Origin of the sequence: Nocardioides flavus (ex Wang et al. 2016), from assembly GCF_014653115.1 — a bacterium.
In the GTDB taxonomy this organism is placed as follows: Bacteria; Actinomycetota; Actinomycetes; order Propionibacteriales; family Nocardioidaceae; genus Nocardioides; species Nocardioides flavus.
The window spans coordinates 18,357-43,918 of record NZ_BNAD01000012.1; the positions used below are offsets into that span (position 1 = coordinate 18,357).

Annotated in this window: 23 protein-coding genes; 6 read left to right on the top strand and 17 right to left on the bottom strand. The window is 71.3% G+C overall.

Going from position 1 to position 25,562, the window contains the following annotated elements; genetic code table 11:
* Positions 1–2 precede the first annotated feature (2 nt).
* The 4 genes from arc to IE200_RS16370 form a co-directional block, all read right to left on the bottom strand.
* Complete coding sequence (arc, locus tag IE200_RS16355) at positions 3–1,748, bottom strand: proteasome ATPase (RefSeq protein ID WP_191280550.1); 1,746 nt, start codon at positions 1,746–1,748, stop codon at positions 3–5.
* 114 nt (positions 1,749–1,862) lie between these two features.
* The gene (locus IE200_RS16360) at positions 1,863–2,405 is read right to left on the bottom strand and encodes a GrpB family protein (RefSeq protein WP_191280551.1); all 543 of its coding nucleotides are present in this window, start codon (positions 2,403–2,405) and stop codon (positions 1,863–1,865) included.
* Complete coding sequence (locus IE200_RS16365) at positions 2,402–3,361, bottom strand: tRNA (adenine-N1)-methyltransferase (protein WP_191280552.1); 960 nt, start codon at positions 3,359–3,361, stop codon at positions 2,402–2,404. The genes IE200_RS16360 and IE200_RS16365 overlap by 4 nt, the downstream gene beginning before the upstream one ends.
* 48 nt (positions 3,362–3,409) lie before the next feature.
* Positions 3,410–4,579, bottom strand: a complete 1,170-nt coding sequence (locus tag IE200_RS16370) for a site-2 protease family protein (RefSeq protein WP_229856678.1) — start codon at positions 4,577–4,579, stop codon at positions 3,410–3,412.
* Positions 4,580–4,669: 90 nt separating this feature from the next.
* On the opposite strand from IE200_RS16370, the gene IE200_RS16375 reads away from it, so the two are divergent.
* Complete coding sequence (locus IE200_RS16375; RefSeq protein ID WP_191280553.1) at positions 4,670–5,566, top strand: RecB family exonuclease; 897 nt, start codon at positions 4,670–4,672, stop codon at positions 5,564–5,566.
* Positions 5,567–5,575: 9 nt separating this feature from the next.
* Here the strand turns inward: IE200_RS16375 and IE200_RS16380 are convergent, their stop codons facing one another.
* The 7 genes from IE200_RS16380 to metH all read right to left on the bottom strand — a co-directional run bounded on the left by IE200_RS16380 (position 5,576) and on the right by metH (position 16,037).
* Positions 5,576–6,745 (bottom strand): ABC transporter ATP-binding protein, encoded by a 1,170-nt coding sequence (locus IE200_RS16380; RefSeq protein ID WP_191280554.1) that lies wholly within the window; start codon positions 6,743–6,745, stop codon positions 5,576–5,578.
* The gene (locus IE200_RS16385) at positions 6,742–7,755 is read right to left on the bottom strand and encodes an ABC transporter ATP-binding protein (protein WP_191280555.1); all 1,014 of its coding nucleotides are present in this window, start codon (positions 7,753–7,755) and stop codon (positions 6,742–6,744) included. The genes IE200_RS16380 and IE200_RS16385 overlap by 4 nt, the downstream gene beginning before the upstream one ends.
* A 5-nt stretch (positions 7,756–7,760) precedes the next feature.
* Positions 7,761–8,735: an ABC transporter permease gene (locus IE200_RS16390; protein ID WP_191280556.1), complete on the bottom strand. Its 975-nt coding sequence runs from the start codon at positions 8,733–8,735 to the stop codon at positions 7,761–7,763.
* A 6-nt stretch (positions 8,736–8,741) separates the two neighbouring features.
* Positions 8,742–9,752: an ABC transporter permease gene (locus IE200_RS16395; RefSeq protein WP_191280557.1), complete on the bottom strand. Its 1,011-nt coding sequence runs from the start codon at positions 9,750–9,752 to the stop codon at positions 8,742–8,744.
* A gap of 96 nt (positions 9,753–9,848) precedes the next feature.
* The gene (locus IE200_RS16400) at positions 9,849–11,516 is read right to left on the bottom strand and encodes an ABC transporter substrate-binding protein (RefSeq protein ID WP_229856680.1); all 1,668 of its coding nucleotides are present in this window, start codon (positions 11,514–11,516) and stop codon (positions 9,849–9,851) included.
* 96 nt (positions 11,517–11,612) lie between these two features.
* Positions 11,613–12,320 carry an HAD family hydrolase gene (locus tag IE200_RS16405; RefSeq protein ID WP_229856682.1) on the bottom strand — a complete coding sequence of 236 codons (708 nt, stop codon included), beginning with the start codon at positions 12,318–12,320 and terminating at the stop codon, positions 11,613–11,615.
* A gap of 39 nt (positions 12,321–12,359) precedes the next feature.
* Positions 12,360–16,037 carry a methionine synthase gene (gene metH / locus IE200_RS16410; protein WP_191280632.1) on the bottom strand — a complete coding sequence of 1,226 codons (3,678 nt, stop codon included), beginning with the start codon at positions 16,035–16,037 and terminating at the stop codon, positions 12,360–12,362.
* Positions 16,038–16,246: 209 nt separating this feature from the next.
* On the opposite strand from metH, the gene IE200_RS16415 reads away from it, so the two are divergent.
* Complete coding sequence (locus IE200_RS16415) at positions 16,247–17,092, top strand: PAC2 family protein (protein ID WP_191280559.1); 846 nt, start codon at positions 16,247–16,249, stop codon at positions 17,090–17,092.
* 158 nt (positions 17,093–17,250) lie between these two features.
* Here the strand turns inward: IE200_RS16415 and mshC are convergent, their stop codons facing one another.
* From mshC to IE200_RS16435, 4 genes are read right to left on the bottom strand one after another with little or no spacing between them, the layout of a single operon-like run.
* On the bottom strand, positions 17,251–18,489 hold the full coding sequence (mshC, locus tag IE200_RS16420) for a cysteine--1-D-myo-inosityl 2-amino-2-deoxy-alpha-D-glucopyranoside ligase (protein WP_191280560.1): 1,239 nt from the start codon (positions 18,487–18,489) through the stop codon (positions 17,251–17,253).
* A gap of 58 nt (positions 18,490–18,547) precedes the next feature.
* The gene (locus tag IE200_RS16425) at positions 18,548–19,336 is read right to left on the bottom strand and encodes an SCO1664 family protein (RefSeq protein WP_191280561.1); all 789 of its coding nucleotides are present in this window, start codon (positions 19,334–19,336) and stop codon (positions 18,548–18,550) included.
* Entirely contained in the window at positions 19,326–19,910 is a 585-nt protein-coding gene (locus tag IE200_RS16430; RefSeq protein ID WP_191280562.1) for a DUF3090 domain-containing protein, read from the bottom strand. Before IE200_RS16430 ends, IE200_RS16425 begins: the two co-directional genes overlap by 11 nt.
* Positions 19,911–19,920: 10 nt before the next feature.
* Positions 19,921–20,634, bottom strand: coding sequence for a histidine phosphatase family protein (locus IE200_RS16435; RefSeq protein WP_191280563.1), 714 nt, complete (start codon positions 20,632–20,634; stop codon positions 19,921–19,923).
* Positions 20,635–20,687: 53 nt separating this feature from the next.
* Between IE200_RS16435 and corA the strand changes: the two genes are divergently transcribed.
* The gene (gene corA, locus IE200_RS16440; protein WP_191280564.1) at positions 20,688–21,686 is read left to right on the top strand and encodes a magnesium/cobalt transporter CorA; all 999 of its coding nucleotides are present in this window, start codon (positions 20,688–20,690) and stop codon (positions 21,684–21,686) included.
* Complete coding sequence (locus IE200_RS16445) at positions 21,677–22,921, top strand: MFS transporter (protein ID WP_229856684.1); 1,245 nt, start codon at positions 21,677–21,679, stop codon at positions 22,919–22,921. The genes corA and IE200_RS16445 overlap by 10 nt, the downstream gene beginning before the upstream one ends.
* On the opposite strand, the gene IE200_RS16450 is transcribed toward IE200_RS16445, so the two are convergent.
* Complete coding sequence (locus IE200_RS16450) at positions 22,887–23,711, bottom strand: undecaprenyl-diphosphate phosphatase (RefSeq protein ID WP_229856692.1); 825 nt, start codon at positions 23,709–23,711, stop codon at positions 22,887–22,889. The two genes, IE200_RS16445 and IE200_RS16450, sit on opposite strands and share 35 nt — an antisense overlap.
* Positions 23,712–23,775: 64 nt before the next feature.
* On the opposite strand from IE200_RS16450, the gene IE200_RS16455 reads away from it, so the two are divergent.
* Together IE200_RS16455 and IE200_RS16460 are read left to right on the top strand one after the other, a co-directional pair.
* Positions 23,776–24,723, top strand: a complete 948-nt coding sequence (locus tag IE200_RS16455; protein ID WP_191280565.1) for an aldo/keto reductase — start codon at positions 23,776–23,778, stop codon at positions 24,721–24,723.
* Positions 24,724–24,766: 43 nt separating this feature from the next.
* Positions 24,767–24,994: a DUF5703 family protein gene (locus tag IE200_RS16460; protein WP_191280566.1), complete on the top strand. Its 228-nt coding sequence runs from the start codon at positions 24,767–24,769 to the stop codon at positions 24,992–24,994.
* Positions 24,995–25,078: 84 nt separating this feature from the next.
* On the opposite strand, the gene IE200_RS16465 is transcribed toward IE200_RS16460, so the two are convergent.
* Positions 25,079–25,543, bottom strand: a complete 465-nt coding sequence (locus IE200_RS16465) for a DUF427 domain-containing protein (protein WP_191280567.1) — start codon at positions 25,541–25,543, stop codon at positions 25,079–25,081.
* Positions 25,544–25,562 lie beyond the last annotated feature (19 nt).

Sequence of the window (25,562 nt, forward strand, 5' to 3'; positions counted from 1 at the left end):
GCTCACAGGTACTGGCCGGTGTTGGACACCGTGTCGATCGAGCGTCCGGGCTCGGTGCCCTGCTTGCCGGTGATGAGGGTGCGGATGAAGACGATGCGCTCACCCTTCTTGCCCGAGATCCGCGCCCAGTCGTCGGGGTTGGTCGTGTTGGGCAGGTCCTCGTTCTCCTTGAACTCGTCGACGCACGCCTGGAGCATGTGCTGGACGCGCAGTCCCCGCTGGGCGGGGTTGAGGTCGCTGTCGAGGAAGTCCTTGATCGCCATCTTCTTGGCGCGGTCGACGATGTTCTGGATCATCGCGCCGGAGTTGAAGTCCTTGAAGTAGAGGACCTCCTTGTCGCCGTTGGCGTAGGTGACCTCGAGGAAGCGGTTCTCCTCCGACTCGGTGTACATCCGCTCGACCGTCGCGCGGATCATCGCGTTGACCGTCGCGGTGCGGTCCTGGCCGAACTCGGCGAGGTCGTCGGCGTGCAGCGGGAGCGTCGGGGTGAGGTACTTGGAGAAGATGTCGCGGGCGGACTCGGCGTCCGGTCGCTCGATCTTGATCTTCACGTCGAGCCGGCCCGGGCGCAGGATCGCCGGGTCGATCATGTCCTCGCGGTTGGAGGCGCCGATGACGAGCACGTTCTCCAGGGCCTCGACGCCGTCGATCTCGCTGAGCAGCTGCGGGACGATGGTGTTCTCGACGTCGGAGGAGACGCCCGAGCCACGGGTGCGGAACAACGAGTCCATCTCGTCGAAGAAGACGATGACCGGCGTGCCGAGCGATGCCTTCTCGCGGGCCCGCTGGAAGACCAGACGGATGTGGCGCTCGGTCTCCCCGACGTACTTGTTGAGCAGCTCGGGACCCTTGATGTTGAGGAAGTAGGACTTCCCGGAGGCGCCGGTCTTCTCGGCGACCTTCTTGGCCAGGGAGTTGGCCACGGCCTTGGCGATGAGCGTCTTGCCGCAGCCGGGCGGACCGTAGAGCAGCACGCCCTTGGGCGGCTTCAGCTCGTGGTCCTTGAACAGCTCGGGGTGGAGGTAGGGCAGCTCGACGGCGTCGCGGATCGCGTCGATCTGCGTGGTGAGGCCGCCGATCTGGGTGTAGTCGATGTCGGGCACCTCCTCCAGGACGAGCTCCTCGACCTCGGACTTGGGCACGACCTCGTAGACGTATCCCGCACGGGTGTCGAGCAGGAGCGAGTCGCCGGCGCGGATGGTGACGTCCTCTGCGCACAGCGGCTCCGCGAGGCGTACGACGCGCTCCTCGTCGGCGTTGGCGATGACCAGCGCCCGTTCGCCGTCGGCGAGGATCTCCTTGAGCATCACGACCTCGCCGACCTGCTCGAAGTCGAGCGCGGCGACGACGTTGAGGGCCTCGTTGAGCATGACCTCCTGGCCACGTACGAGGGCGTCGAGCTCGACCGCCGGGCTCACGCTCACCCGTAGCTTGCGGCCCCCGGTGAAGACGTCGACGGAGTCGTCGTCGTTGCGGGCGAGGAAGGTGCCGAACCCTGCCGGCGGCTGGGCCAGCCGGTCGACCTCCTCCTTGAGCGTGGTGATCTGGTCGCGGGCGTCGCGCAGGGTCTGCGCGAGGCGCTCGTTCTGCCCGGAGACGGCCGCCAGCGACCTCTGTGCGTCGGTCAGGCGGGTCTCGAGGGTGCGCGCATGACCCGGCGCGTCGTCGAGACGGCGGCGCAGGTCGGCGACCTCCGCCTCCAGGTAACGCACCTGAGTGGCAAGTTGCTCGCGTGTCGGCTCAGACATCTCGCACCTCCTGCCCAGTGACACTACCCATCGATCGGTGGGACGGAAGGGGTTGTCCCACCGTGTCGATCACCGTTTGGCAACGGTCGGTCGGGGGACGCGCCCGTGACGGTGTCAGCCGGCGTCGTTGAGCCGGCGGATCGCCGCGAGCTCCGCGTCGCTGAACGCCCCGGAGGCCGTGAGCACCTCCTGCAGCACCGCCGTCTTGCCGGCGACGTAGGTGTCGATGTCCATCCCCGGGTCCGCAGCGAGCGCGCGCTTGACCGCGGCGTACGCCTCGCGCAGGTCGGCGCGGGAGCGCAGGACGTCACGCACGGCGAGGTGGTTGCGCACGTTGGTGGTGCCTGCGGTGCACACGTAGACGTTGCGCCGAGGCCTGTCGGGCGCGTGGAGGGCCTCACGCCCCGCGACGCCGAGGTCGCCGCGGTGGACGTAGCCGACGGACTCCAGCACCCGTACGGCCGGCGACACGTCGTACGGCTCGACGATCACGTCGACGTCGAGGACGGGCTTCGCGGCCAGCCCCGGCACGGACGTCGACCCGACGTGCTCGACCTGTGCGGACGGGACGCCCGCCAGCGCCTCGCGGAGGACGGCGGCCACCTCTTCGAACTGCACGGCCCAGCGCGGCGACCAGTCGACGACCTCGACGCTCATGCCTCGTCGGGCTGCTCGGGAGGTGGCACGTCCGCCGGACGGGGTCCGGTGTAGTCCGGGCCGTAGGCACCGGGGGCGGGGCGACGCGTCTTGCGGGGCGGCTTCTCCCCCGGTGCCATCCGCCGAGCGGTGACCAGGAACGCGGTGTGCCCGATCATCTTGTGGCCGGGGCGCACCGCGAGGCCCTCGACGTGCCAGTCGCGCACCAGCGACTCCCACGGCTGGGGCTCGGTGAAGCCGCCGTGCGCACGGAGGGTCTCCACGATGCGGGAGAGCTGGGTCGTGGTGGCGACGTAGGCGCACACGATGCCACCCGGCACGAGGGCGTCGGCGACGACGTCGACGCAGTTCCACGGGTCGAGCATGTCGAGGATGATCCGGTCGACCTGCGCTCCGAGCGCGGGCAGGCCGTCCTTGAGGTCGCCGAGACGGAGGTCCCACGCAGGGTGGGTCCCGCCCTCGGGCGCGGAGAAGAACTGGGTGACGTTGCGGCGGGCGACCTCGGCGAACTCCTCGCGCAGCTCGAAGGAGGTCACCCGTCCCCACGGCCCGACGGCGCGCAGCAGCGAGCAGGTGAGGGCGCCGGAGCCGGCGCCCGCCTCGACGACCCGGGCGCCGGGGTAGATGTCGGCCAACGCGACGATCTGGGCCGCGTCCTTGGGGTAGACGACGGCCGCGCCGCGGGGCATCGAGACGACGAACTCGTTGAGCAGGGGGCGGAACACCAGGTACTGGCCGCCTGCCGAGGACGTCACGGTGAAGCCCTCGTCGCGTCCGATGAGCTCGTCGTGGTCGAGGTGGCCCTTGTTGGAGAAGAACCGCTTGCCGGCGATCAGCTCGAAGTTGTGCTTGCGGCCCTTCTGGTCGGTCAGCCGCACCCACTCCCCCTCGCGCAGGGGACCGCGGTGGACGCCGGACCAGGCCTCGGCGGGGACGTCGGGAGAAGGCTCGGACATGGCGCGAACCCTAGTGCGAGAGGTGGCGATCCGCTCAGCCGACGACGATCAGCGCCGGGCGTTGTCCCGGAAGGCGCGGTCCACGTCGGCGGTCGACAGCACGCCGTAGATCGTCCCGTCCGCCTCGACGAGGAGGTACTCCTCGGCCGGTCGCCGGCTGATGGCCAGGATCAGGTCCTCGCCGGCCACCGTCGCCGGCAGGGTGAGCCCCTGCTCGAGCCGGCGGGCGACCGCCGACACCGCCACCCAGGGGCGGCGCTCGGCGGGCATCGCGGTGACCGCCGCCTCGCTCACGATCCCGGCGGGCGAGCCGTCGGCGGCCACCGTCACGATGCTGCCGGCCTGCGCCTCCTGCGCGCGGCGCACGGCCTCGGCGAGGGGCAGGTCCTCCGGCACGGTGAGCGTACGCCGCGCCAGCGGTCGCGCGACCAGCGCGGGAAGCCGCTGGCGGATCCGGGCGTGGGCCATCGCCGCAGTCGCGCCCGTCCACAGGAAGAGGCCGAGGATGAACACCAGCACGAGGTCGAGCACGGTCGGTTGCTGCCCGGTCAGGGGCTCCATCACCAGGGGCCACGCGAGCAGGGCGAGGGCGGTGATCCGGCCGCCCCAGCCGGCGACGATGCTGCCGCGGTGCTGGTTGCCGGAGGCGCCCCAGACCGCGGCCTTGAGCACCCGCCCGCCGTCGAGCGGCAGACCGGGCACGAGGTTGAGGACGCCGATGATCAGGTTGGCGCCGGCCAGGCCCTGCAGCGCCAGCCGGACCAGGCCGTCGGGCACCACGAACCACAGTGCCGCGGCACCCGCTCCGACCGCGATGGATGTCAGCGGGCCCACGACGGCGATCCAGAACTCGTGACGCGGCCGCCGGGACTGCCCGTCGATCTCGGTCATGCCACCGAGGAAGTGCAGCGTGATCGAGTTGACGCCGTAGCCGAGGCGCTGCGCGACCACTGCGTGCGAGGCCTCGTGGAGCAGGACGGAGAGGTAGAGCACGACGGCGAACACGAACCCGGCGACGTACTTCCAGAACCCCAGCCCCGGCTCCGCGTCCTCGATGCGCGGGGCGAAGGTCAGGGAGATCAGCAGCGCGACGATGAACCACGAGCTCGTGACCAGGACGTCGATGCCGGCGATCGATCCGATCCGCAAGGTGCCGGGTGCGCGCTGCGGGCGCCCCGGGGGACCCTCGGAGGAGGCTGGACCGATGGGATCTGGCACGTGTCAACCCTAACGAACGGCGCCGACACCCCGCGTGGCCAGAGCGGTCCGCGGGGCGGTGTCGGTCGACTCGCCTAGGGTGACCGCGTCATGTCGACCCCAGCATCCCAACAGTCGCCCGCCGAGCGGGTGTCCACGCCCGTGGACGGCGTCGACGTGCTCGGGGCGCTGTCGCCGAGCCGCGCCGGCGACTTCATGGCCTGTCCCCTGCTCTACCGCTACCGCACGATCGACCGGCTGCCCGAGGCTCCCTCCCCCGACGCCGCGCGCGGCACGCTCGTGCACAAGGTGCTCGAGGACCTGTTCGACCTGCCCGCCCCGGACCGTACGCCCGAGCGTGCCGCCGACATGCTCGCACCGGCGTGGGACGCGATCCTCGCGGTCGAGCCCGCGCTGGCGGAGATGTTCGGCAGCGACGGGCCCGGCCTCGCCGCCTGGATGGCGACGTGCCGCACGGTGCTCGAGCGCTACTTCGACCTCGAGGACCCCCGGCGGCTCGAGCCGGCCGAGCGCGAGCTCTACGTCGAGGCGCTGCTGGAGTCGCGGCTGCTGCTGCGCGGCTTCGTCGACCGGGTCGAGGTCGCGGACGACGGGCGCATCCGCATCAGCGACTACAAGAGCGGCCGCAGCCCTGCCGAGGGCTTCGAGGCCAAGGCCCTGTTCCAGATGAAGTTCTACGCCCTCGTTGTCTGGCGCCTGCGCGGGGTCGTGCCGTCCGTGCTCCAGCTGATCTACCTCGGCAACGGCGAGATCGTCCGCTACGAGCCCGACGAGCAGGACCTGCTCGCGACCGAGCGCAAGGTCGAGGCCCTCTGGCGCGCCATCACGCTCGCCCAGTCCACCGGCGACTGGCGACCCAGCCCGTCGCGGCTGTGCGACTGGTGCTCCTTCCACGAGCACTGCCCCACCAAGGGTGGGACCCTGCTGCCCCTGCCGGAGCCGGTGGCCGCCGTCGTGGACGCGTCGGTGGACGAGTCGGCGGACTGACGGCGCGGCTCAGGGCACGGGCGGTCCGTCCGGGGCCAGGAACGCGGACCCGTCGTCGGGCGGGGCCGACCACGGCTGCTCCACCGCCGCGGCGTCGACCTCGTGCGGCTGGATGTCCCCCCGAGCGATCTCCTCGGCCCAGTGGCAGGCCACCCGGTGCCCGGCGCCCGCGCCGGCGACGTCGACGATCCTCAGCTGCGGTCGCTCGGTGTCGCACCGCGTCTCCTGGCGCCACGGACAGCGCGTGTGGAACCGGCAGCCGGCCGGCGGGTTGGCCGGTGAGGGGAGGTCGCCGGTGAGCAAGATCTGCTCGCGTGAGTCCTCGAGGCGGGGGTCCGGCACGGGCACGGCGGACATGAGCGCCCGGGTGTAGGGGTGCAGGGGCACGGCGTAGAGCTCGCCCGCCTCCGACTCCTCCACCAGGCCACCGAGGTACATCACGCCGATCCGGTCGCTGATGTGGCGCACCACCGCGAGGTCGTGCGCCACGACGAGGTAGGTGAGCCCGAGCTCGTCCTGCAGGTCCTGGAGGAGGTTGATCACCTGGGCCTGGATCGAGACGTCCAGGGCGCTCACGGGCTCGTCGGCGACGATCAGGTCGGGTCCGACCGAGAGCGCGCGGGCGATGCCGATGCGCTGTCGCTGACCGCCGGAGAACTCGTGGGGGTACTTCTTCAGCCCGGCGGGGGGAAGCCCGACGGCCGACATCAGCTCGCGCAGCCGGGCGTGGGTGGCGGCCTTGTCGGTGTCGAGCCCGTGGGCGCGCATCCCCTCGAGCAGCAGCGCCTCGACCGTCTGCCGGGGGTCGAGGCTCGACATGGGGTCCTGGAAGACCATCTGGAAGCGCTTGCGCGCCTGGCGCAGGTCCTCCCCCTTGAGGGAGGCGATGTCGACGCCGTCGAAGACCACCGAACCGGCCGTGGGCGGCTCGAGGTTGAGGATCGCCTTGCCGAGGGTGGACTTGCCGCAGCCGGACTCCCCGACCAAGCCGTAGGTCTCTCCGCGACGGATGGTCAGGTCGACGCCGTCCACGGCGCGTACGTGTCCCACGGTGCGGTCGAAGACGATCCCCTTCTTGATCGGGAAGTGGACCTCGAGGTCGCGCACCTCCACCAGCACCTCCCCCGCTCCGGCGGTCGGTGCGCCGGGCGCCACGTCGAGCCCCGTCGAGCCGCTCATCGGGTCACTCCCATCGGGTTGAAGCAACGCAGGCCGACGACGTCGTCGCCGTCCCACTCGGGCGTCTGCTGCACGCACACGTCGAGGGCGTTGGGACAGCGCGGCGCGAAGGCGCAGGCGGAGTCCCAGGGCAGGTTGTCGGCCACGGACCCCGGGATGGGCGAGAGCGGCTCCCCGCGGGGGGCGTCGAGGCGCGGGATGGAGTTGAGCAGGCCGACGGTGTACGGGTGGCGCGGCCTCGCGAAGAGCGTGTGCCGGTCGCCGCGCTCGACGATCTTGCCCCCGTAGAGCACGTTGACCTCGTCGCACAGGCCCGCCACCACGCCGAGGTCGTGGGTGATCATCACCATCGCCGTGCCGGTCTCCACCACGAGCTCCTTGAGCAGGGCCAGGATCTGGGCCTGGATCGTCACGTCGAGCGCGGTGGTCGGCTCGTCGGCGATCAGGAGTCGCGGCTTGCACGCCAGCGCCATCGCGATGAGCGCACGCTGGCGCATCCCCCCGCTGAGCTGGTGGGGGTAGTTGGCCAGCCGCGCCTTCGGGTCGGGGATGCCGACGCGGTCGAGCAGGTCGGCGGCCTTGGGCATCGCCTCCTTGCGGCTCAGGCCCTGGTGCCGCTCCATCACCTCGGTGACCTGGCGGCCGATCGGGACCACCGGGTTCAGCGAGGAGAGCGGGTCCTGGAAGATCATCGCGATGTCGGCGCCCCGGCGGTCGCGCATCTGCGCGGGCGACAGCGACAGCAGGTCCTCGCCGTCGAAGACGGCCGAGCCCTCGACGGTGTTGCCGCGGGTGGGCAACAGGCCCATGATCGCGAGCGAGGTGACGGACTTGCCGCACCCGGACTCCCCGACGAGGCCCACGGTCTGGCCCGGACGTACGTCGAAGCTGACGCCGTCGACCGCGCGGAAGAGCTCCTCGCCGCGACGTCCGAAGGTCACGCGCAGGTCGCGCACCGCGAGCAGCGGCTCGCCGGCACGGGCGGCGGGACGGATCGCTGGGGTGCTCATCGCACTCACCTCCGGGTCTTGGGGTCGAGGGCCTCGCGCAGCGACTCGCCCATCAGCGTGAACCCCAGTGCCACCACGATGATGCAGGCGGCGGGGTAGAAGGCGAGGTGGGGCTCCTGCCCGAGGTAGGGCTGGGCGGCCCCGAGCATCTGGCCCCACTCGGGCCGCCGGTCGTCGGGGTTGCCCAGCCCGAGGAAGGACAGCGCCGCGGCGTCGATGATCGCGACTGCGAGCACGAGCGTGGCCTGGACGATGACCGGGCCGAGCGCGTTGGGGAGCATGTGGCGGAACACGATCGCGTGCGGCTTGACGCCCAGCGACCGCGCCGCCAGGACGTGGTCGCTCGCGCGCTGGCCGAGCATCGACCCGCGCAGCAGCCGCGCGAAGATCGGCACCTGCACGGTCGCGATCGCGATGATGAGCGTCCACTGGCTCGGGCTGCTCGCCAGCGCGGCGATGGTGAACGCGAGCAGGAGCGACGGGATGGACAGCATCACGTCGACGATCCGCATCACCAGCGAGTCGGTCCAGCCGGCGAACGCCCCGGCGATGGTGCCGAGGGTGACGCCGCCGAGGAGGCCGAAGAGCGTGGCGAGCACCCCCACCATCAGGGTCTGCTGGCTGCCCACGAGCAGCCGGGACAGCAGGTCCCGACCCTTGTCGTCGCCGCCGAGCGGGTGGCCCGGCTCGGGCCCCGGCACGGGGTTGGACTGCGGCCGGATGTCGTCGAGGAGCGGTCGGGCCGCCGGGTCGTACGGGGCCAGCCACGGCGCGATGATCGCCAGCACCACGAACGTGACCGTGATGGCGAGGCCCACGAGGAACACCGGGTTGCGTCGCAGCCGGCGCCAGGCGCTCAGGATCAGCGAGACGCCCCCCTCGTCGTCGACGGAGGTGGCGGCCAACGCGTCCAGGCGCTGCTTGCGGCGATCGGCGTAGGACGTGCGCCCGGGCTGGGGCGGGGGGTTCTCAGAGGTCATGGCGGATCACCTCGTCCGGATCCGGGGGTCGATGAGGGCATAGGTGATGTCGACGAGGAGGTTGACGAGGACGTAGATCGCGGCGGCCGCCATGATCAGGACCTGCAGCACGGGATAGTCCTTCTGGAGGAAGCCTTCGGCGAGTGCCTGGCCGACACCACGCCAGGAGAAGACGGTCTCGGTGAGGACCGCGCCCGACAGGAGTGCGCCCACCTGGAGGCCGATGGTGGTGACGACCGGGAGCATGGCGTTGCGCAGGACGTGCCGTGCCCGGATCACCCTGGCCGTGAGCCCCTTCGCCTCGGCGGTGCGCACGTAGTCCTCGTCGAGCACGTCGAGCACCGAGGCGCGGGTGATGCGGAAGACGACCGCGAACGGGATCGTGGCCAGGGCGAGTGACGGCAGCACGAGGTGCTTGAGCGCGTCCCAGGCGGCGTCCCACTCGCGCGTGAGGATGCCGTCCAGGACGAAGAGCCCGGTGACCCGAGTGGCGTCGAGGCCGATGCTCTGTCGCCCCGAGACGGGCAGCAGGTTCCACTCGACCGCGAAGAAGTACTTCAGCAGGAACGCGGTGAAGAACACCGGCACGGCCACGCCCACGAGGGAGCTGATCACGAGGCTGGTGTCCATCGGGGTGCCCTTGCGCCGCGCGGCGACGTAGCCGAGCGGGATGCCGAGGGCGATGGCGATGACGAGGGCGAAGAACGACAGCTCGATCGTCGCCGGCAACCGGGCCAGGAAGATGTCGAGCGCGTCCTCGCCGGGAAGCACCTGCGTGGACACGCCGAAGTCGCCCTCGAACGCCCTCTGCATGAACCTCACGTACTGGATCGGCAGGGGCTGGTCGAGGCCGAGGGCTGCTTGCAGGGCCTCGCGGCGCTCCTCGGTCTGCCGCTCACCGAGCAACGCCGACACCGGACCGCCGGGGAGCGAGCGGAGCCAGACGAAGACGAGCAGTGACAGCACCAGCAGCACGCCCGCCATCTGCAGCAGGCGCCGTACGACGAAACGAAGCATGGGTCTCCTCAGGCGCGAGCGGGCCAGGGGGCCGTCCCGGCGGAACGGCCCCCTGGCTCACTCAGCGTGTCAGCGTGTCATGGGGCGGTGCGTGCCTCACTCACCGCTGACGGTGACGGTGTCGAACTCCTCGGCCGTCAGCGGGCTGGGGATCAGACCCTCGACACCGGGACCGACCACGAGGGCGGGCGGCGAGTGGCTGATCGGCAGGCCGGGGAGGTACTCCTCCATGATCTGCTGGTTGATCTCCTCGAAGGCGGCGCCGCGCTCGTCCTCGTCGACGATGGCGTCGGCGGCCTTGAGGTCGTCGGCCAGCTGCTTGCCCCACGGCATGACGTCGGTGCCGAAGTCGTTGTCCTTCAGGTTGCCGAAGAACGTGCCGATGAAGTTGTAGGCCGAGTCGTAGTCACCGGTCCAGCCCAGGATGTAGGCGTCGTACTTGCCCGGCTCGCCGGACACGTTGTCGAGGTAGCCGCCGTTCCACGCAGCGGTCGACACCTTGACGTTGATGCCGACGGCCTCGAGGTCGGTGCGCAGGGCCTCGTAGATCTTCTGCGGGTCCGGCATGTAGGGGCGGGTGACCTCGGTCGGGTAGGCGAAGTTCAGCGTCATGCCCTCGGCTCCGGCCTCCGCCAGCAGGCGCTTGGCCTCGTCGGGGTCGTAGGCGTAGGGCTCGAGGCTGGTGTTGTAGCCGCTGACCGTCGACGGCATGAACTGCGTGGCGACCTCGGCACCCTCCGGCAGCTGCGTCTGAACGAGCTGCTCCCGGTTGAGGGCGTGGTAGATCGCCTTGCGGACCCGGAGGTCCTCCAGCTGCGGGTTCGCCTCGGGATTGAGGCCGAGGTAGAGGATGTTGAACGCGTCGCGGACCTCGACGGTGTTGCCGTCCTCCTCGAGCGCGGCCCAGTCGACCGGGTTGGGCAGGTCGTAGCCGTTGATGCTGCCCGCCTCGAGCTCCTGGCGACGGGTGCTCTCGTCGGGGATCACGCGGAAGACGATCTCGCTCACCTTGGCCGTCTCGCCCCAGTAGTCGTCGTTGCGCTCCAGGGTGATCGAGCCGTTGGCCTCGTCGTACTCACCGAACGAGAACGGGCCGGTCCCCACGGGGGCGTTGGCGTAGTCGGGGAAGCTGAAGCCCTCGCCCTCGGCGGCGATGCCGTTGGCGTCGCCCTCCTCGAGCGCCTTCGGCGACTGCATCGACAGCGACTCGAGGGTCAGCATCGTCGGGAAGCCCGAGGTGGGTCCGCTGATGGAGATGACCGCCTCGAACTCGTCCGTGGCCTCGCAACCCTGGTAGAGCGAGCTCTCGGCGTCGTTGGAGAACGCGCCCATCACGTAGCCCCAGTACTCGCCGGCGACCTGACCGGCGTCGTTCTGGTCGAACATCCGCTCGAAGTTGTAGCAGACGGCCTCCGCGTTGAACGGCTCACCGTCGTGGAACGTGACGTCGTCGCGGAGCGTGAAGGTCCACTCGGTGCCGTCCTCGTTGGGCGTCCACTCGGTCGCGAGCTCGGGGACGACCTCGGCGCTGCCGGGCTCGACGCCGAGCAGGCCCTCGAACATCTGGCGGGTGACGCGGAACGTCTCGCCGTCGGTGGCGTAGAAGGGGTCGAACATCTCGGGCGCGCCGGCTGCACCGAAGACGAAGGTGCCGTCGTCACCGCCGCCACCGCTGCCGCTGTCGTCGCGCTCGCTCTCGGCGCAGCTCGCCAGGGTGGCAGCTGCCAGGACAGCCGTGGTCCACGTGGCCACGGTGCGTCTCATGGACATCCCGGGATTCCTTCCGTCCGGTAATCGATCAGGTGTGTCCAGCACCCTAGACCGGCCGACGTGACCCGGGCCACACCAACACGGTCACGGTCAGATCACGTGTGGACGTCGCTCCCGAGCGGCGTGCTCGTCCAGCAACGCGGTCAGCCCCGGCACGCCGAGGCCCTCGAGCGACGGGGCGAAGACCCGCCGCTCCCCCTCCAGGATCGGCACGTGGTTGGGGACGCACACGACCGTGCAGCCCGCCGCGACGGCCGATCTCGCGCCGGTGTTGGAGTCCTCGATCGCCACGCAGTCGACCGGGTCGACACCGAGCTCGGCCGCAGCCTTGAGGTAGGGCTCGGGGTGCGGCTTGCCGAGCTCCACCCGGTCGCCGGTCACCACGCTGGCGAAGGTGTCGTCGGGCAGCTGCGCCAGGATCGGGTCGACGAATCGCTGCCAGGACATCGTCACCAGGGCGCACGGCACGGCGTGCTCGCGCAGGTCCGCCAGGAGCTCCCGGGCACCGGGGCGCCACGGGACCTCGGCCTCCACCCGTGCCACCACGCCGTCGAGCAGCTCGTCGACGATCTGCTGCGGCGTCCGGTCGATGCCCATGTGCTCGCGGATGTACTCCCCCGAGTCGAGCAGGGCGTTGCCGACGAGGTTCATCGCGTGCTCCTGCGACCACGTGCCGCCGTACTTCTCGGCGAGCGCGAACTCGGTGTCGATCCAGTAGGGCTCGGTGTCGACGAGCGTGCCGTCCATGTCCCAGAGGACTGCGGTCGGAGGGGCGGGCTGCGTCACCGTAGGAGTCACGCACGGACCCTATCGGGCTCCGCCGGTCACCCTCCCGGGTCAGTCCTCCGGGTCGTAGCCGAGGTTGGGCGAGAGCCAACGCTCGGCCTCGGCGAGGGTCCACCCCTTGCGATCGGCGTAGTCGGCCACCTGGTCGCGGGCGAGCCGGCCCACCACGAAGTACTGGGCCTGGGGGTGGGAGTAGTAGAAGCCGCTCACCGAGGCGCCCGGCCACATCGCCATCGACTCGGTGAGCTTGATCCCGGTGTGGGTCTCGACGTCGAGCAGCTCCCACAGGGTCTGCTTCTCGGTGTGCTCGGGGCAGGCGGGATAGCCGGGCGCCGGGCGGATGCCGTCGTACTGCTCCTTGATCAGCCCGACGTTGTCGAGCTGCTCGTCGGGTGCGTAGCCCCACAGCTCCTTGCGCACGTGCTCGTGGAGCTGCTCGGCGAACGCCTCGGCCAAGCGGTCGCCGAGCGACTCGAGCAGGATCGCGTTGTAGTCGTCGAGCTCCGCGCGGAAGGCCGCGACACGCTCCGACAACCCGTCGCCGGCCGTGACCGCGAAGGCCCCCACGTGGTCGGGCAGGCCACTGTCCTTCGGCGCGACGAAGTCGGCGAGGGAGCGGTTGGGCACGCCGTCGCGGTGCTGGCCCTGCTGGCGCAGGTGGTGCAGCGTCGCGTGCACCTCGCCGCGGTCGTCGTCGACGTACAGCTCGACGTCGTCGCCGACGCGATTGGCCGGGAAGAAGCCCACCACGCCGTGCGCGCGGATCCACTTCTCCTCGATCATCCGGTCGAGCATCTCCTGCGCGTCGTCGTAGAGCTTGCGCGCGGCCGGTCCCGAGCTCGGGTTGTTGAGGATGTCGGGGAAGGCGCCCTTCATCTCCCAGGCGTTGAAGAAGGGCTGCCAGTCGATGTAGCCGCGCAGCACCGACAGGTCGTGGTCGCGCAGCACCCGTACGCGCTCGGTCCCCTCCTGGAGCAGCCGCGGCTGCGGGGGCTCGTGGTCGGTCCAGTCGATCGGCGTGGCGTTGGCACGCGCGTGCTCGAGGGTGACCATCGGCCGGTCGTTCTTGGCAGAGTGACGGGTGCGCAGCGAGTCGAAGTCGGCCTTGACGTCGGCCAGCAGCTTCTCGCGGCCGGTCTCGTGGAGCAGCGCCGCGGCGGTGGGCACCGAACGGGAGGCGTCCTTGACCCAGACCACGGGGCCGTCGTACTTCGGGTCCACCTTCACGGCGGTGTGTGCGCGCGACGTCGTCGCCCCGCCGATGAGCAGCGGGATCGTCAGGCCCTGGCGCTGCATCTCGGTCGCGAAGTTCACCATCTCGTCGAGCGAGGGCGTGATGAGCCCGGACAGGCCGATGATGTCGGCGCCCACCTCGACGGCCGTGTCGAGGATCTTCTGCGCCGGGACCATGACGCCGAGGTCGACGACCTCGTAGTTGTTGCACTGCAGGACCACGCCGACGATGTTCTTGCCGATGTCGTGGACGTCGCCCTTGACCGTCGCCATGACGATCGTGCCGTTGGTGTCCTTGGCTGTCGCGAGCTCGGGATTGTCGAGCTTCTCCTGCTCGATGAACGGGATGAGGTAGGCGACCGCCTTCTTCATCACACGAGCGCTCTTGACGACCTGCGGGAGGAACATCTTCCCGGCGCCGAACAGGTCGCCGACGACGTTCATCCCGTCCATCAGCGGACCCTCGATGACCTCGATCGGGCGACCGCCGCGCGCAGCGATCTCCTGGCGGAGGATCTCCGTGTCGGCCTCGACGTGGGCGTCGATGCCCTTGACCAGGGCGTGGGTGATCCGCTCACCGATGGGGAGCGAGCGCCACTCGTCCTCGGCGGCCTCGTCGACCTCGGTGGTGCGGTTGTGCGCCTCCGCGATCTCCAGCAGGCGCTCGGCGGCGTCGGGGCGGCGGTTGAGCACGACGTCCTCGATGCGCTCGCGCAGCTCGGGGTCGACCTCGTCGTAGACCACCAGCGCACCGGCGTTGACGATGCCCATGTCGAGGCCGGCCCGGATCGCGTGGTAGAGGAAGACCGCGTGGATCGCCTCGCGGACCGGGTTGTTGCCGCGGAAGGAGAACGAGACGTTGGAGATGCCGCCGCTCACCTTGGCGCCGGGCAGGTTCTGCTTGATCCAGCGGGTCGCCTCGATGAAGTCCTCGCCGTAGGTGGCGTGCTCCTCGATGCCCGTGGCGACCGCGAACACGTTGGGGTCGAAGATGATGTCCTCGGGCGGGAAGCCGACCTCGTCGACGAGGATGCGGTAGGCCCGCTCGCAGATGGCCTTGCGGCGCTGGAGGTTGTCTGCCTGGCCGTCCTCGTCGAAGGCCATCACGACCACGGCCGCGCCGTACTTGCGGCACAGGCGCGCGTGGTCACGGAAGGCGGCCTCGCCCTCCTTCATGGAGATGGAGTTGACGATCGGCTTGCCCTGGACGCACTTGAGCCCGGCCTCGATGACCTCCCACTTCGACGAGTCCACCATCACGGGCACGCGGCTGATGTCGGGCTCGGACGCGATGAGCTTGAGGAAGCGGTCCATCGCGCCGACGCCGTCGATCATGCCCTCGTCCATGTTGACGTCGATCACCTGCGCGCCGGCCTCGACCTGCTGCGCGGCGACACTCAGGGCGGTGTCGTAGTCGCCGTCCTTGATCAGCTTGCGGAAGCGGGCCGAACCGGTGATGTTGGTGCGCTCCCCGACGTTGACGAAGAGGCTGTCGGCGGTGATCGTCAGGGGCTCGAGGCCGGACAGCCGCATCACCGGCTCGTGCGGGACCGGCTCGCGGCGCTGCTTGCCGTCGACCGCGCGGGCTATGGCGGCGATGTGGTCGGGGGTGGTGCCGCAGCACCCGCCGACGAGGTTGAGGAACCCGGCCTCGGCGAACTCCTCGAGCACCGCCGCAGTCTGGTCCGGCGTCTCGTCGTACTCGCCGAACGCGTTGGGCAGGCCGGCGTTGGGGTAGACCGAGACGAACGAGTCGGCGAGGCGCGCCAGCTCGGCGACATAGGGGCGCATGTCGCGGGCGCCGAGGGCGCAGTTGAGGCCGACCGCGAGCGGGCGCGCGTGGCGTACGGAGGCCCAGAAGGCCTCGGTCACCTGGCCGGAGAGCGTACGACCGGACGCGTCGGTGATGGTGCCGGAGATGATCACCGGCCAGCGGCGTCCCTGCTCCTCGAAGAGCGTCTCGACCGCGAAGATCGCCGCCTTGGCGTTGAGCGTGTCGAAGATCGTCTCGATCATCAGCAGGTCGGCGCCGCCATCGACCAGGCCGCGGGCGGCGACCAGGTAGGCGTCGGTGAGCTGGTCGTAGCTCACGTTGCGGGCGCCCGGGTCGTTGACGTCGGGCGAGATCGACGCCGTACGGGTGGTGGGACCGAGCGCGCCGGCCACCCAGCGCGGGCGGTCGGGCGTCGCCACCGCGTCGGCGGCCTCGCGGGCGAGCCGGGCGGACTCGAGGTTGAGCTCGTAGGCCAGGTCCTCCAGGCCGTAGTCGGCGAGCGAGACCGCGTTGGCGTTGAACGTGTTGGTCTCGATGATGTCCGCGCCGGCGGCGAGGTACTCCTCGTGGATGGCGCGGATGATCTGCGGCTGCGTGAGGGTCAGCAGGTCGTTGTTGCCGACCAGGTCGCTCGGGTGGTCGGCGAAGCGCTCACCGCGGTAGCCCGACTCGTCGGGGCGGTCCCGCTGGATCGCCGTGCCCATGGCGCCGTCGAGCACCATGATCCGCTCGGCGAGGATCGCCGAGAGGGCTTGGGTGGCATCGGGTCGGTGCTGCGGCTCCACGGGTTGCGTGGCTCCTCTCGCCTGGCAGGACTGCCAGCCTAGGAACGTCGTCCGGATCGCGGACCGGGTTCTCACATGGTGGCACCCGGGCCGACGCGTCACGAAATCACCGGGGTGGAGTGGGCCGGGCGTCCTAGGCTGGGCTGGTGATCGAGTTCGACGACGTGCAGGACCTGGTCCACCCCGTGGTGATCGCCGCCTTCGAGGGATGGAACGACGCGGCCGACGCCGCCTCCGGGCTGGTCGACCACCTGATCGAGCAGTGGAAGGCCGAGGTGATCGGCGCGATCGACCCCGAGGAGTTCTACGACTTCCAGGTCAACCGCCCGGTCATCGGCACCGACCACCACGGCCACCGCCGGCTCACATGGCCCACCACGCGCATCGCCGTCGCCCGGCCGGCCGAGCTCGACCGCGACGTCATCCTCGTGCGCGGGATCGAGCCCAACATGAAGTGGCGCCAGTTCTGCGCCGAGCTCCTCGCCGCCTGCGACGACCTCGGTGCCGAGCTGGTCGTGACGCTCGGTGCGCTGCTCGCCGACACGCCGCACACCCGGCCCATCCCCGTCACCGGGACGGCGAGCGAACCCGAGCTCGTCGACCGGCTCGACCTCGAGCAGTCGACCTACGAGGGGCCGACCGGCATCGTCGGCGTCTTCAACGACGCGTGCATCCAGCTCGACATCCCGGCGGTCTCCTACTGGGCGGCCGTCCCCCACTACGTCGCACAGCCGCCCTGCCCGAAGGCCACGCTCGCGCTGCTCGGACACCTCGAGGAGCTGCTCCAGGCGCCGATGCCCCTCGGTGAGCTCGCCGAGGACGCCAAGGCATGGGAGCGCGGTGTGGACGAGCTCGCGGCGGAGGACGAGGACGTCGCCGACTACGTCCGGGCACTGGAGGAGACCCGGGACACCGCGGACCTCCCGGAGGCAAGCGGCGAGGCGATCGCGCGGGAGTTCGAGCGCTACCTCAAGCGGCGCGACACGGACTGAGCCGCCCGGCTCTGGCGCTGGGCGGTGAGTGGCGCAGGTTCCGAGGCGCCCGAACGTGCCTCACGCACCGCCACCGCGGGCGTACGCCGCCGGGCGGTGAGTGACGCAGGTTCCGGGACGCCGGAACATGTCTCACGCACCGCCAGCCCGGGCGTACGTCAGAGCGACAGGCCGAGCGCCGCGTCGAGCAGACGGTGCACCGTCGCCGCCGCCTCGCGGTCCGAGGTGTCGGCGAGGCCGGTGGTCCCGAGCGTGGCGTCGACCCACTCCTGCACGGCCGCCACGGCGGTGGGCGCGTCGAGGTCGTCGGCGAGGGCTGCCAGCACCGTGTCGACCAGGGCGGCGGAGTCGGCTCCGGCGCCCAACGCGAGCGCGCGGCGCCAGCCGGCCAGGGTGTCGACGGCGTCCCAGAGCTGGTCGTCGGTCCACTCCCAGTCGCTGCGGTAGTGGTGGCGCAGCAGGACGAGGCGGATGGCCATGGGGTCGACCTCGCTCAGCCGCAGCGCGGACACGAAGACCAGGTTGCCCTTGGACTTCGACATCTTCTCGCCGTCGTAGGCGACCATCCCGGCGTGGGCGTAGGCCTGCGCGAAGCGCGTGCCGGGGTGGGCGACCTGCGCCTCACCCGCCGACATCTCGTGGTGCGGGAAGACCAGGTCGCTGCCCCCGCCCTGCACGTCGAACGCGGTGCCGAGGTGGTCGAGGGCGATCGCGGAGCACTCGACGTGCCACCCGGGTCGCCCCGGGCCCCACGGGCTGTCCCAGGCCGGTTCGCCGGGTCGCTCGGCGCGCCACAGGAGGCAGTCGAGCGGGTCCTTCTTGCCCTCGCGGTCGGGGTCACCGCCGCGCTCGGGGAAGATCTCGAGCATCGCGGCCCGGTCGAGGCCCGACACCGTGCCGAAGGCGGCGTCAGCGGTGACCGAGAAGTAGAGGTCGTCGTCCACGCGGTAGACCGCGCCGGCGGCGTCCAGCCGCTGGATCAGCTCGATCACCTGCGGGATCGACTCCACGGCGCCGACGTAGTGCGCGGGCGGCAGGACCCGCAGCGCCTCCATGTCGTCGCGGAACAGCTGCGTCTCGCGCTCGGCCAGCTCGACCCAGTCGACCTTGACCTTCTCGGCGCGCTCGAGCAGCGGGTCGTCGACGTCGGTGACGTTCTGGACGTACGTCACCTGATGGCCGGCGTTGCGCCAGGCGCGGTGCAGGAGGTCGAACCCGACGTACGTCGCGGCGTGCCCCATGTGGGTGGCGTCGTAGGGCGTGATGCCGCAGACGTAGAGCCGCGCGGGTCCCTCGGGCCGGGTCTCGACGAGGGCGTTGCTCGCGGTGTCGTGCACCCGCACGACGGGGCCCGTGACGGGCAGTGGGGGAACGTCGGGGGACGACCAGGCGCGCATGGCGGGCAGCCTATCGGCCGGTCGGGAAGGCTTCATGGTCACGTCGCACGCCCTGATCTCAGAACGGCGGCCACGGGATGACCGGGTACGCCGAGGTGGCGGGCGCGGGGAACGTGCCGGTCGCCAGGAGGCGGGCGAGGCGGCGCTGGGTGGTAGCGAGCTCCTCGTGCCTCAACAGGGTGGCCAGCCTCGTCCCGAGGTCGCCGTCGAGCGCCGAGGCGAGACGGTGCAGGCCGTCGACCTCCTCGGGCGAGACGGGCTCGCCGACGAATCCCCACAGCACGGTGCGCAGCTTGTGCTCGACGTGGAAGGTCAGTCCGTGGTCCACCCCGTGCCGGTGCCCGTCGGGCATCGGGAGCACGTGGCCGCCCTTGCGGTCGGCGTTGTTGACCACGACGTCGAACAGCGCCATCCGACGCAGCGCCGCGCTGTCCTCGTGGACGAGCGAGACCGGCTGGTCGTGGGCGTCGAGCCCGTCGAAGACGTGGCGGTAGCCCTCGGGCACCGCGTCCTCCGCGACGATGTCGACCGGGGCGACGTCCTCGACCTCGTCGCGCCAGAGCTGGACCATCCCGGGGCCGTGGGGCCCGTCGCCGAGCACCGTCGGCGGCACGATGTCCCAGCCGAGCGCCTCCGAGACGGCGTACGCCCCGACCTCGCGCGCGGCGAGGGTCCCGTCGGGGAAGTCCCACAGGGGCCGCTCCCCCGCGATCGGCTTGTAGACCACTCGTACGCCGTCGATCTCACCGACGAACGTCGCGTTGGAGGCGGGCAGCACCCGCCCGTGCAGGGTGAGCTCACCGGTCGGGAACCCCGCGGGGCGCTGGGTGGCTGGGTCAGGGGTCACGACGACGGAAGCCGTTGGCGCGGACGCACAGGTGGCCGTCGGGGTCGACCGGCTCGCCGCAGAACGGGCAGTCGGGCCGTCCCGCCCCGATCACGGACAGGGACCGCTCCACGAACGACCGCGCGGCTGCGGCGGTGAGCCGGACGAGGAAGATCTCGTCGGGCTCCGGCTCCAGCAGGTCCTCGAGGTCCTCCTGGAGCTGCTCGGGCGAGACCACGGCCGCCTCGGTGAACGGGAACACCTCGATCACCACGCGCTCGTCGGTGCCGTCCCACGACAGGGTCATGGTGCCGGCGCGGAACTCCTCCTCGATGGGCTGCTCGAGCGGCTGGCTGTCGACGAGGTCGCGCGGTGCGATGGCCGGGATCAGGACGTCGTCGCCCGCCGCGCGCATCAGCTCGTCGAGCAGCTCGTCGATCCGCTCGGCGAGCGCCTGCACCTGCTGCTTCTCGAGCGAGACGCTGACCAGCCGGGTCCCCTCGCGCGCCTGGAGGAAGAACGTACGGTGACCGGGCTCGCCGACGGTGCCCGCGACGAAGCGCTCGGGCGGGTCGAAACGGTGCACGACTGGCATGTCACTCACCCTAGGGCGTGCCTGTCTGCGGGCCGGCGCCTCCTCCGACCTCGGCGTCCGTACGGCGTCCGCGCGCCTTCCTGCGCGGCGGGGTGAGCCACGCCAGGTCGCCGGCGTGGGTGTTGGTGCCGATCACGAACGGCCGCGACTCGGTGTAGCGCACGATCGAGACCGAGGCGGGGTCGACGTGGATGCGCTGGAAGAGGTCGAGGTGGGTGCCGAGCGCGTCGGCCAGGATCGACTTGATGACGTCGCCGTGGCTCACCGCGAGCCACACCGCGTCCTCGCCGTGCTCGGCGGCGACGCGCGCGTCGTGCCGGCGGACGGCGGCCACGGCGCGGTCCTGCATCGCCCGCATCGACTCCCCGCCCGGGAACGTGGCCGCCGACGGTTGGGCCTGGACGGTCTTCCAGAGCTTCTCGCGGGCGAGGTCCTTGAGCGCCCTGCCCTGCCACTCCCCGTAGTCGCACTCGGAGAGCTGCCGGTCGGTGCCGGCCCGCAGGCCGGGGGCCTGGCGCGAGGTGATCTCGCGTGCCGTCTCCCGGCACCGCTCCAACGGGCTGGTGACCGCCGCGGCGAGGCGTACGCCCGCGAGCCGCTCGCCGACGGCGGTCGCCTGCTGGACGCCGGTGTCGTCGAGGTGCACGCCGGGCAGCCGTCCGGCGAGGACGCCGGTGGCGTTCGCGGTGGAACGGCCGTGGCGGACGAGGATGACGGTGGGCATGTCCCGACCCTAGTGGGGCGCGCGGAACCGGTGCCGGGGCTAGCCTCAGCACTGTGATCGTCGACAACGCGCTGTATCACCACGGCAGGCGCGTGCCTGTGGGCGAGGGCGCCGACCAGAGCCTGGGGTCGGCGCGGGTGCCGTGCGACCCAGGCGACTTCCAGTGGATCGGCATCCACGAGCCCAGCCCCGACGAGCTCCAGCTCATCGCCGACACCTTCGGCCTGCACCCGTTGGCGGTGGAGGACGCGGGCGACTCCCACCAGCGCCCGAAGCTCGAGCACTACGGCGACACGCTCTTCCTGGTGCTCAAGACGCTCTGGTACGTCGACGAGGAGGACGCGGTCGAGACCGGCGAGATCAACATGTTCGTCGGCGCCGACTTCGTCGTCACCGTCCGCCACGGCGAGGGCATCGACCTCGCCGACTCCCGACGCGACCTCGAGGAGCGGGCCCAGGTGCTCGAGCACGGCCCGATGGGGGTCATGTACGCCATCTGCGACCGCGTCGTCGACGAGTACGAGCGGGTCGGCGCCGCGCTGGAGGAGGACGTCGACGAGGTGGAGGAGTCGGTCTTCTCTCCCGCCCGCACCGACGACGCGAACCGCATCTACGTCCTCAAGCGGGAGATCGCGGAGTTCCGCCGGGCCGTGATGCCGCTGCGCGAGCCGATGCGCAAGCTCGCGATGGAGGGGTTCGACACGACCGGCGTGGAGGGGCACGTCACCTCCGAGACCGCGACCTACTTCCGCGACGTCTCCGACCACCTGCAGCGGGTCTCCGAGCTGGTCGACAACCTCGACGTCCTGCTGTCGACTGCGTTCGACGCGCACCTCGCCCGGATCTCGGTGCAGCAGAACGAGGACATGCGCAAGATCTCCGCCGGCGCGGCGCTGGTGGTGGTGCCGACCCTCATCGCCGGGATCTACGGCATGAACTTCGAGCACATGCCCGAGCTGGGCTGGGTCTACGGCTACCCCTTCGCGCTGGTGCTGATGGTCGGGGTGGCGACCGGGCTGTTCGCCTGGTTCAAGAAGTCCGGGTGGCTGTGACGCGACCGGTTCCGTCGGCCTGGCGGGTCGTGTGGTGGTTCGGGTTCGTCAGCCTCGCCGCCGACATGGTCTACGAGGGTGCCCGGTCGGTCTACGGGCCGCTGCTGGCCACGCTCGGCGCGTCCGCGGTGGTGGTGGGCCTCGTCACCGGCGCCGGCGAGGCCGTCGCGCTGGTGCTGCGGCTCGCGTTCGGCCCGATCGCCGACCGCACCGGGCGCTACTGGTCGCTGACGATCCTCGGCTACGGCCTCACCGCGGTGTGTGTCCCGCTCCTCGCCCTGGCGCCGCGCCTCGGGGCGGCCGGGATCGCGTTCGCCGCCACGCTGATCCTCCTGGAGCGGCTGGGCAAGGCGATCCGCTCGCCGTCGAAGTCCGCGCTGCTGGCACACGTCACGTCCGCCGTGGGGCGCGGGCGCGGCTTCGGGGTGCACAAGGCCCTCGACCAGGTCGGGGCGCTGGCGGGGCCGTTGCTGGTGGCCGGCGTGGTCGCGGCCGCCTCGGTCTGGACGGGCATGGCCGTCCTCGCCGTGCCCGGCGCGGTGGCGATGCTCCTGCTGGTGACCCTGCGTCGCCGCGTGCCCGACCCGGGCGTGTACGACGGGTCGACGCCGCCGTCCGGTCCCGCGCGCGCGACCGACGAGCGGCGCGGCTGGTGGGCGGACGTGGTCGGAGCCGGGCTCCCCCGCGACTTCTTCCGCTACGCCGTGGCCGCCTCGCTGACCACCGGTGGGCTGGTGACCTTCGGCATCATCGGCTACCACCTGACCGTCGACGGGCTGCTGCCGGTGGCGGCCGTCCCGGTCGTGTACGCCGCCGCGATGGCCGTCGAGGCGGTGGCCGCCCTCGTGGTGGGCACGGTGTACGACCGCTCCGGGGCTCGCGTGCTGCTCGCCGTCCCCGTCCTGGTCGCACTCGTGCCCGCCCTGGCGCTCGGGTCGGCACTCGTCGCGGTCCTGGCCGGGGTCGCCGCGTGGGGCATCGCCCAGGGCGTCCAGGACTCCACGGTCAAGGCGGTGGTCGCCGACCTCGTCGACGCACCTCGTCGCGCCACGGCGTACGGCGTCTTCGCCGGCGTCCAGGGCCTGTTCGCCATCGTCGGCGGCGTCACCGCCGGGTGGCTCTACGAGCGCTCGCTCCCAGCGCTGGTCCTCGTCGTCGCGCTCAGCCAGCTGCTGGCCGTGGTGCTGCTGGCCGACACGTTCAGGCGGTCAGCACCCCGGCTCCCAGCAGGATGAGCGTGCCGGTGCCGAGCAGGATGCGATAGACCACGAAGGGCGTGTAGGACCGGGTGCTGACGTAGCGCAGCAGCCAGGCGATCGCGGCGTAGCCGACGACGAACGAGACCACTGTCGCGGTGATCGTCGGACCCCAGCCGAAGTCGTTGTGACCGTGCGGGATCTCCCTGAGCTCGAAGAGCCCCGCGCCGACGACGGCCGGGATCGCGAGGAGGAAGGCGAACCGGGTCGCGGCCTCGCGATCGAAGCCGAGGAAGCGACCCATCGAGATCGTGGCCCCCGATCGGGAGACGCCGGGGATCAGCGCGAGCGCCTGGGCCGCGCCCATCAGCACGGCGTCCCGCATCGTGATCTTGCCGAGCGGGCGGTCCGTACGGCCCACCCGGTCGGCGATGCCGAGCACGACGCCCATCACGATGAGCGTGGTGCCGATGATCCAGAGGTTGCGGAAGTCGCTCTCGATGATGTCCTTGAGGAGCACGCCGAGCACCACGATCGGCAGCGAGCCGACGATGATGAACCAGCCCATCCGGGCATCGAGCGTCCCGCGGTACTCCGGCTGGAACAACGAGCGCACCCACGCGCTCCCGATGCGCCAGATGTCCTTGCGGAAGTAGATCAGCACGGCCAGCTCGGTGCCGATCTGGATGACGGCCGTGAACGCCGCTCCCGGGTCTCCCCAGCCGAAGAGCTCGGGGAAGATCCGCAGGTGCGCGCTGCTCGAGATCGGCAGGAACTCGGTCAGCCCCTGGATCACTCCGAGGACGACGGCTTTGAGGAGATCGATCACAGGGGGTGAGCCTACGGGCGCGTCCCGTGCCGCCTGCGCGGGACCCGTGGCTACCCTCACCTCCATGCAGCAGCGTTCCCTCGGCGCGACCGGCCTCAAGGTGTCCCGACTCGGTCTCGGCACCATGACGTGGGGCCGTGACACCGACGAGCACGAGGCGCGTGACCAGCTGATCGCGTTCACCGAGGCGGGCGGCACGCTCCTCGACACCGCGGCCGGCTACGGCGACGGGGCCAGCGAGGAGCTGATCGGCACGCTCCTCGGCGACGTCGTCGCCCGTGACGACGTCGTGCTGGCGACCAAGGCCGGTATCTCCCGGCGTACGGGCGAGCGCGTCACCAACACGTCCCGCGGCAACCTGCTGACCACGCTCGACGCGTCGCTGACGCGTCTCGGCGTCGACCACGTCGACCTCTGGCAGGTGCACGTGTGGACCGACGAGACGCCGGTCGAGGAGACCCTGAGCGCGCTCGACCTCGCCGTGACCTCCGGCCGCGCGTCGTACGTCGGCATCTCCAACTACACCGGCTGGCAGACCGCCCAGGCCGCCACCTGGCAGCGCGCGGTCCCCGGCCGGGTGCCGCTGGCCTCGACCCAGGTCGAGTACTCGCTGCTCAACCGGCAGGTCGAGCACGAGGTCGTCCCGGCAGCCTGCGCACTGGGTCTCGGCGTGCTGCCGTGGTCCCCGCTCGGCCGTGGCGTGCTCACCGGCAAGTACCGCACCGGCACGCCGTCGGACTCCCGTGCCGCCACCGAGCACTTCGGCCGGTTCGTGGGCGCCTACCTCGACGAGCGCGGTCGTGGGATCGTCGAGGCGGTCGCCCGGGCCGCCGACGGCCTCGGGTGGTCGCCGCTGGAGGTGTCACTCGCCTGGGTGCGCGACCGGCCGGGCGTGACCGCCCCCGTCGTCGGCGCCCGTACGGCCGCGCAGCTCGACGGCGCCCTGGGCGTCGAGGAGCTCACCCTGCCCCCGGAGATCGTCGCCGCCCTCGACGACGTGTCCGCCGACTGACCGGCCCCGTACGCGCCCGACGTCCCGTCCGAGAGGAGTCCCCATGGCAAGGATCCAGCGCCGTCCCCCGGCTCGCGGCGTGGAGTGGGAGTTCGAGACGCTCGTGCTCCCGAAGGAGTTCTCCCGCAACGTCGTCACCCGGATGCTGGTCGAGCGCGCCGAGCACGGCGGGTGGGAGCTCGACCGGCTGCGCATCGGCAACGACGGCAAGCGGCGCGTGGTGCTGCGGCGCAAGATCATCCGCCAGCGGCTCACGCTCTTCGCCGGCTGATCTCCTCGCGGCCTGGCCCCGGCCCGGCCGGCTGTCGACCCGGGAGCGTGCCGGGCGCGAACGACTCCCGGAACGTGCGCCGACCTACCAGCCCGAGGTGCCGGGTGAGCCCTTGAACGGCCCCGTGACCCGCGAGGTGATCCAGCCGCCGTAGAAGTCGCCCGGCTGCGGCTCGACGACCTCTCCGTCGACGGTGCAGCGGTCCACGCGCCCCGGATAGAGGGCAAAGTGGTCCGCGAGCTGCTCGAAGCCCTTCGACGGCGACGGGTACGTCCAGGCGACCGCCGGCAGCACCTCGTCGCCCACGACGAGGTCGAAGTAGGCCGCGCGGCCCTTCCACTCGCACCACGACGCGCCCTTCCCGGGACGGAGCACGCCGTCGGCGAAGGCGGCGCGCGGGAGGTAGTAGGTCGGCGGGTGGCTGGTCTCCAGCACCCGGAGGCTCGACGTCGTGTCGGCGACGACGACGCCGCCGTGGGTCACCACGACGTGCTCGCTGCTCGGCTCGACCCGCGGCGGGCGGGGATAGTCCCACACGGACTCGGTCATGCAGTCAATGTACGGACGT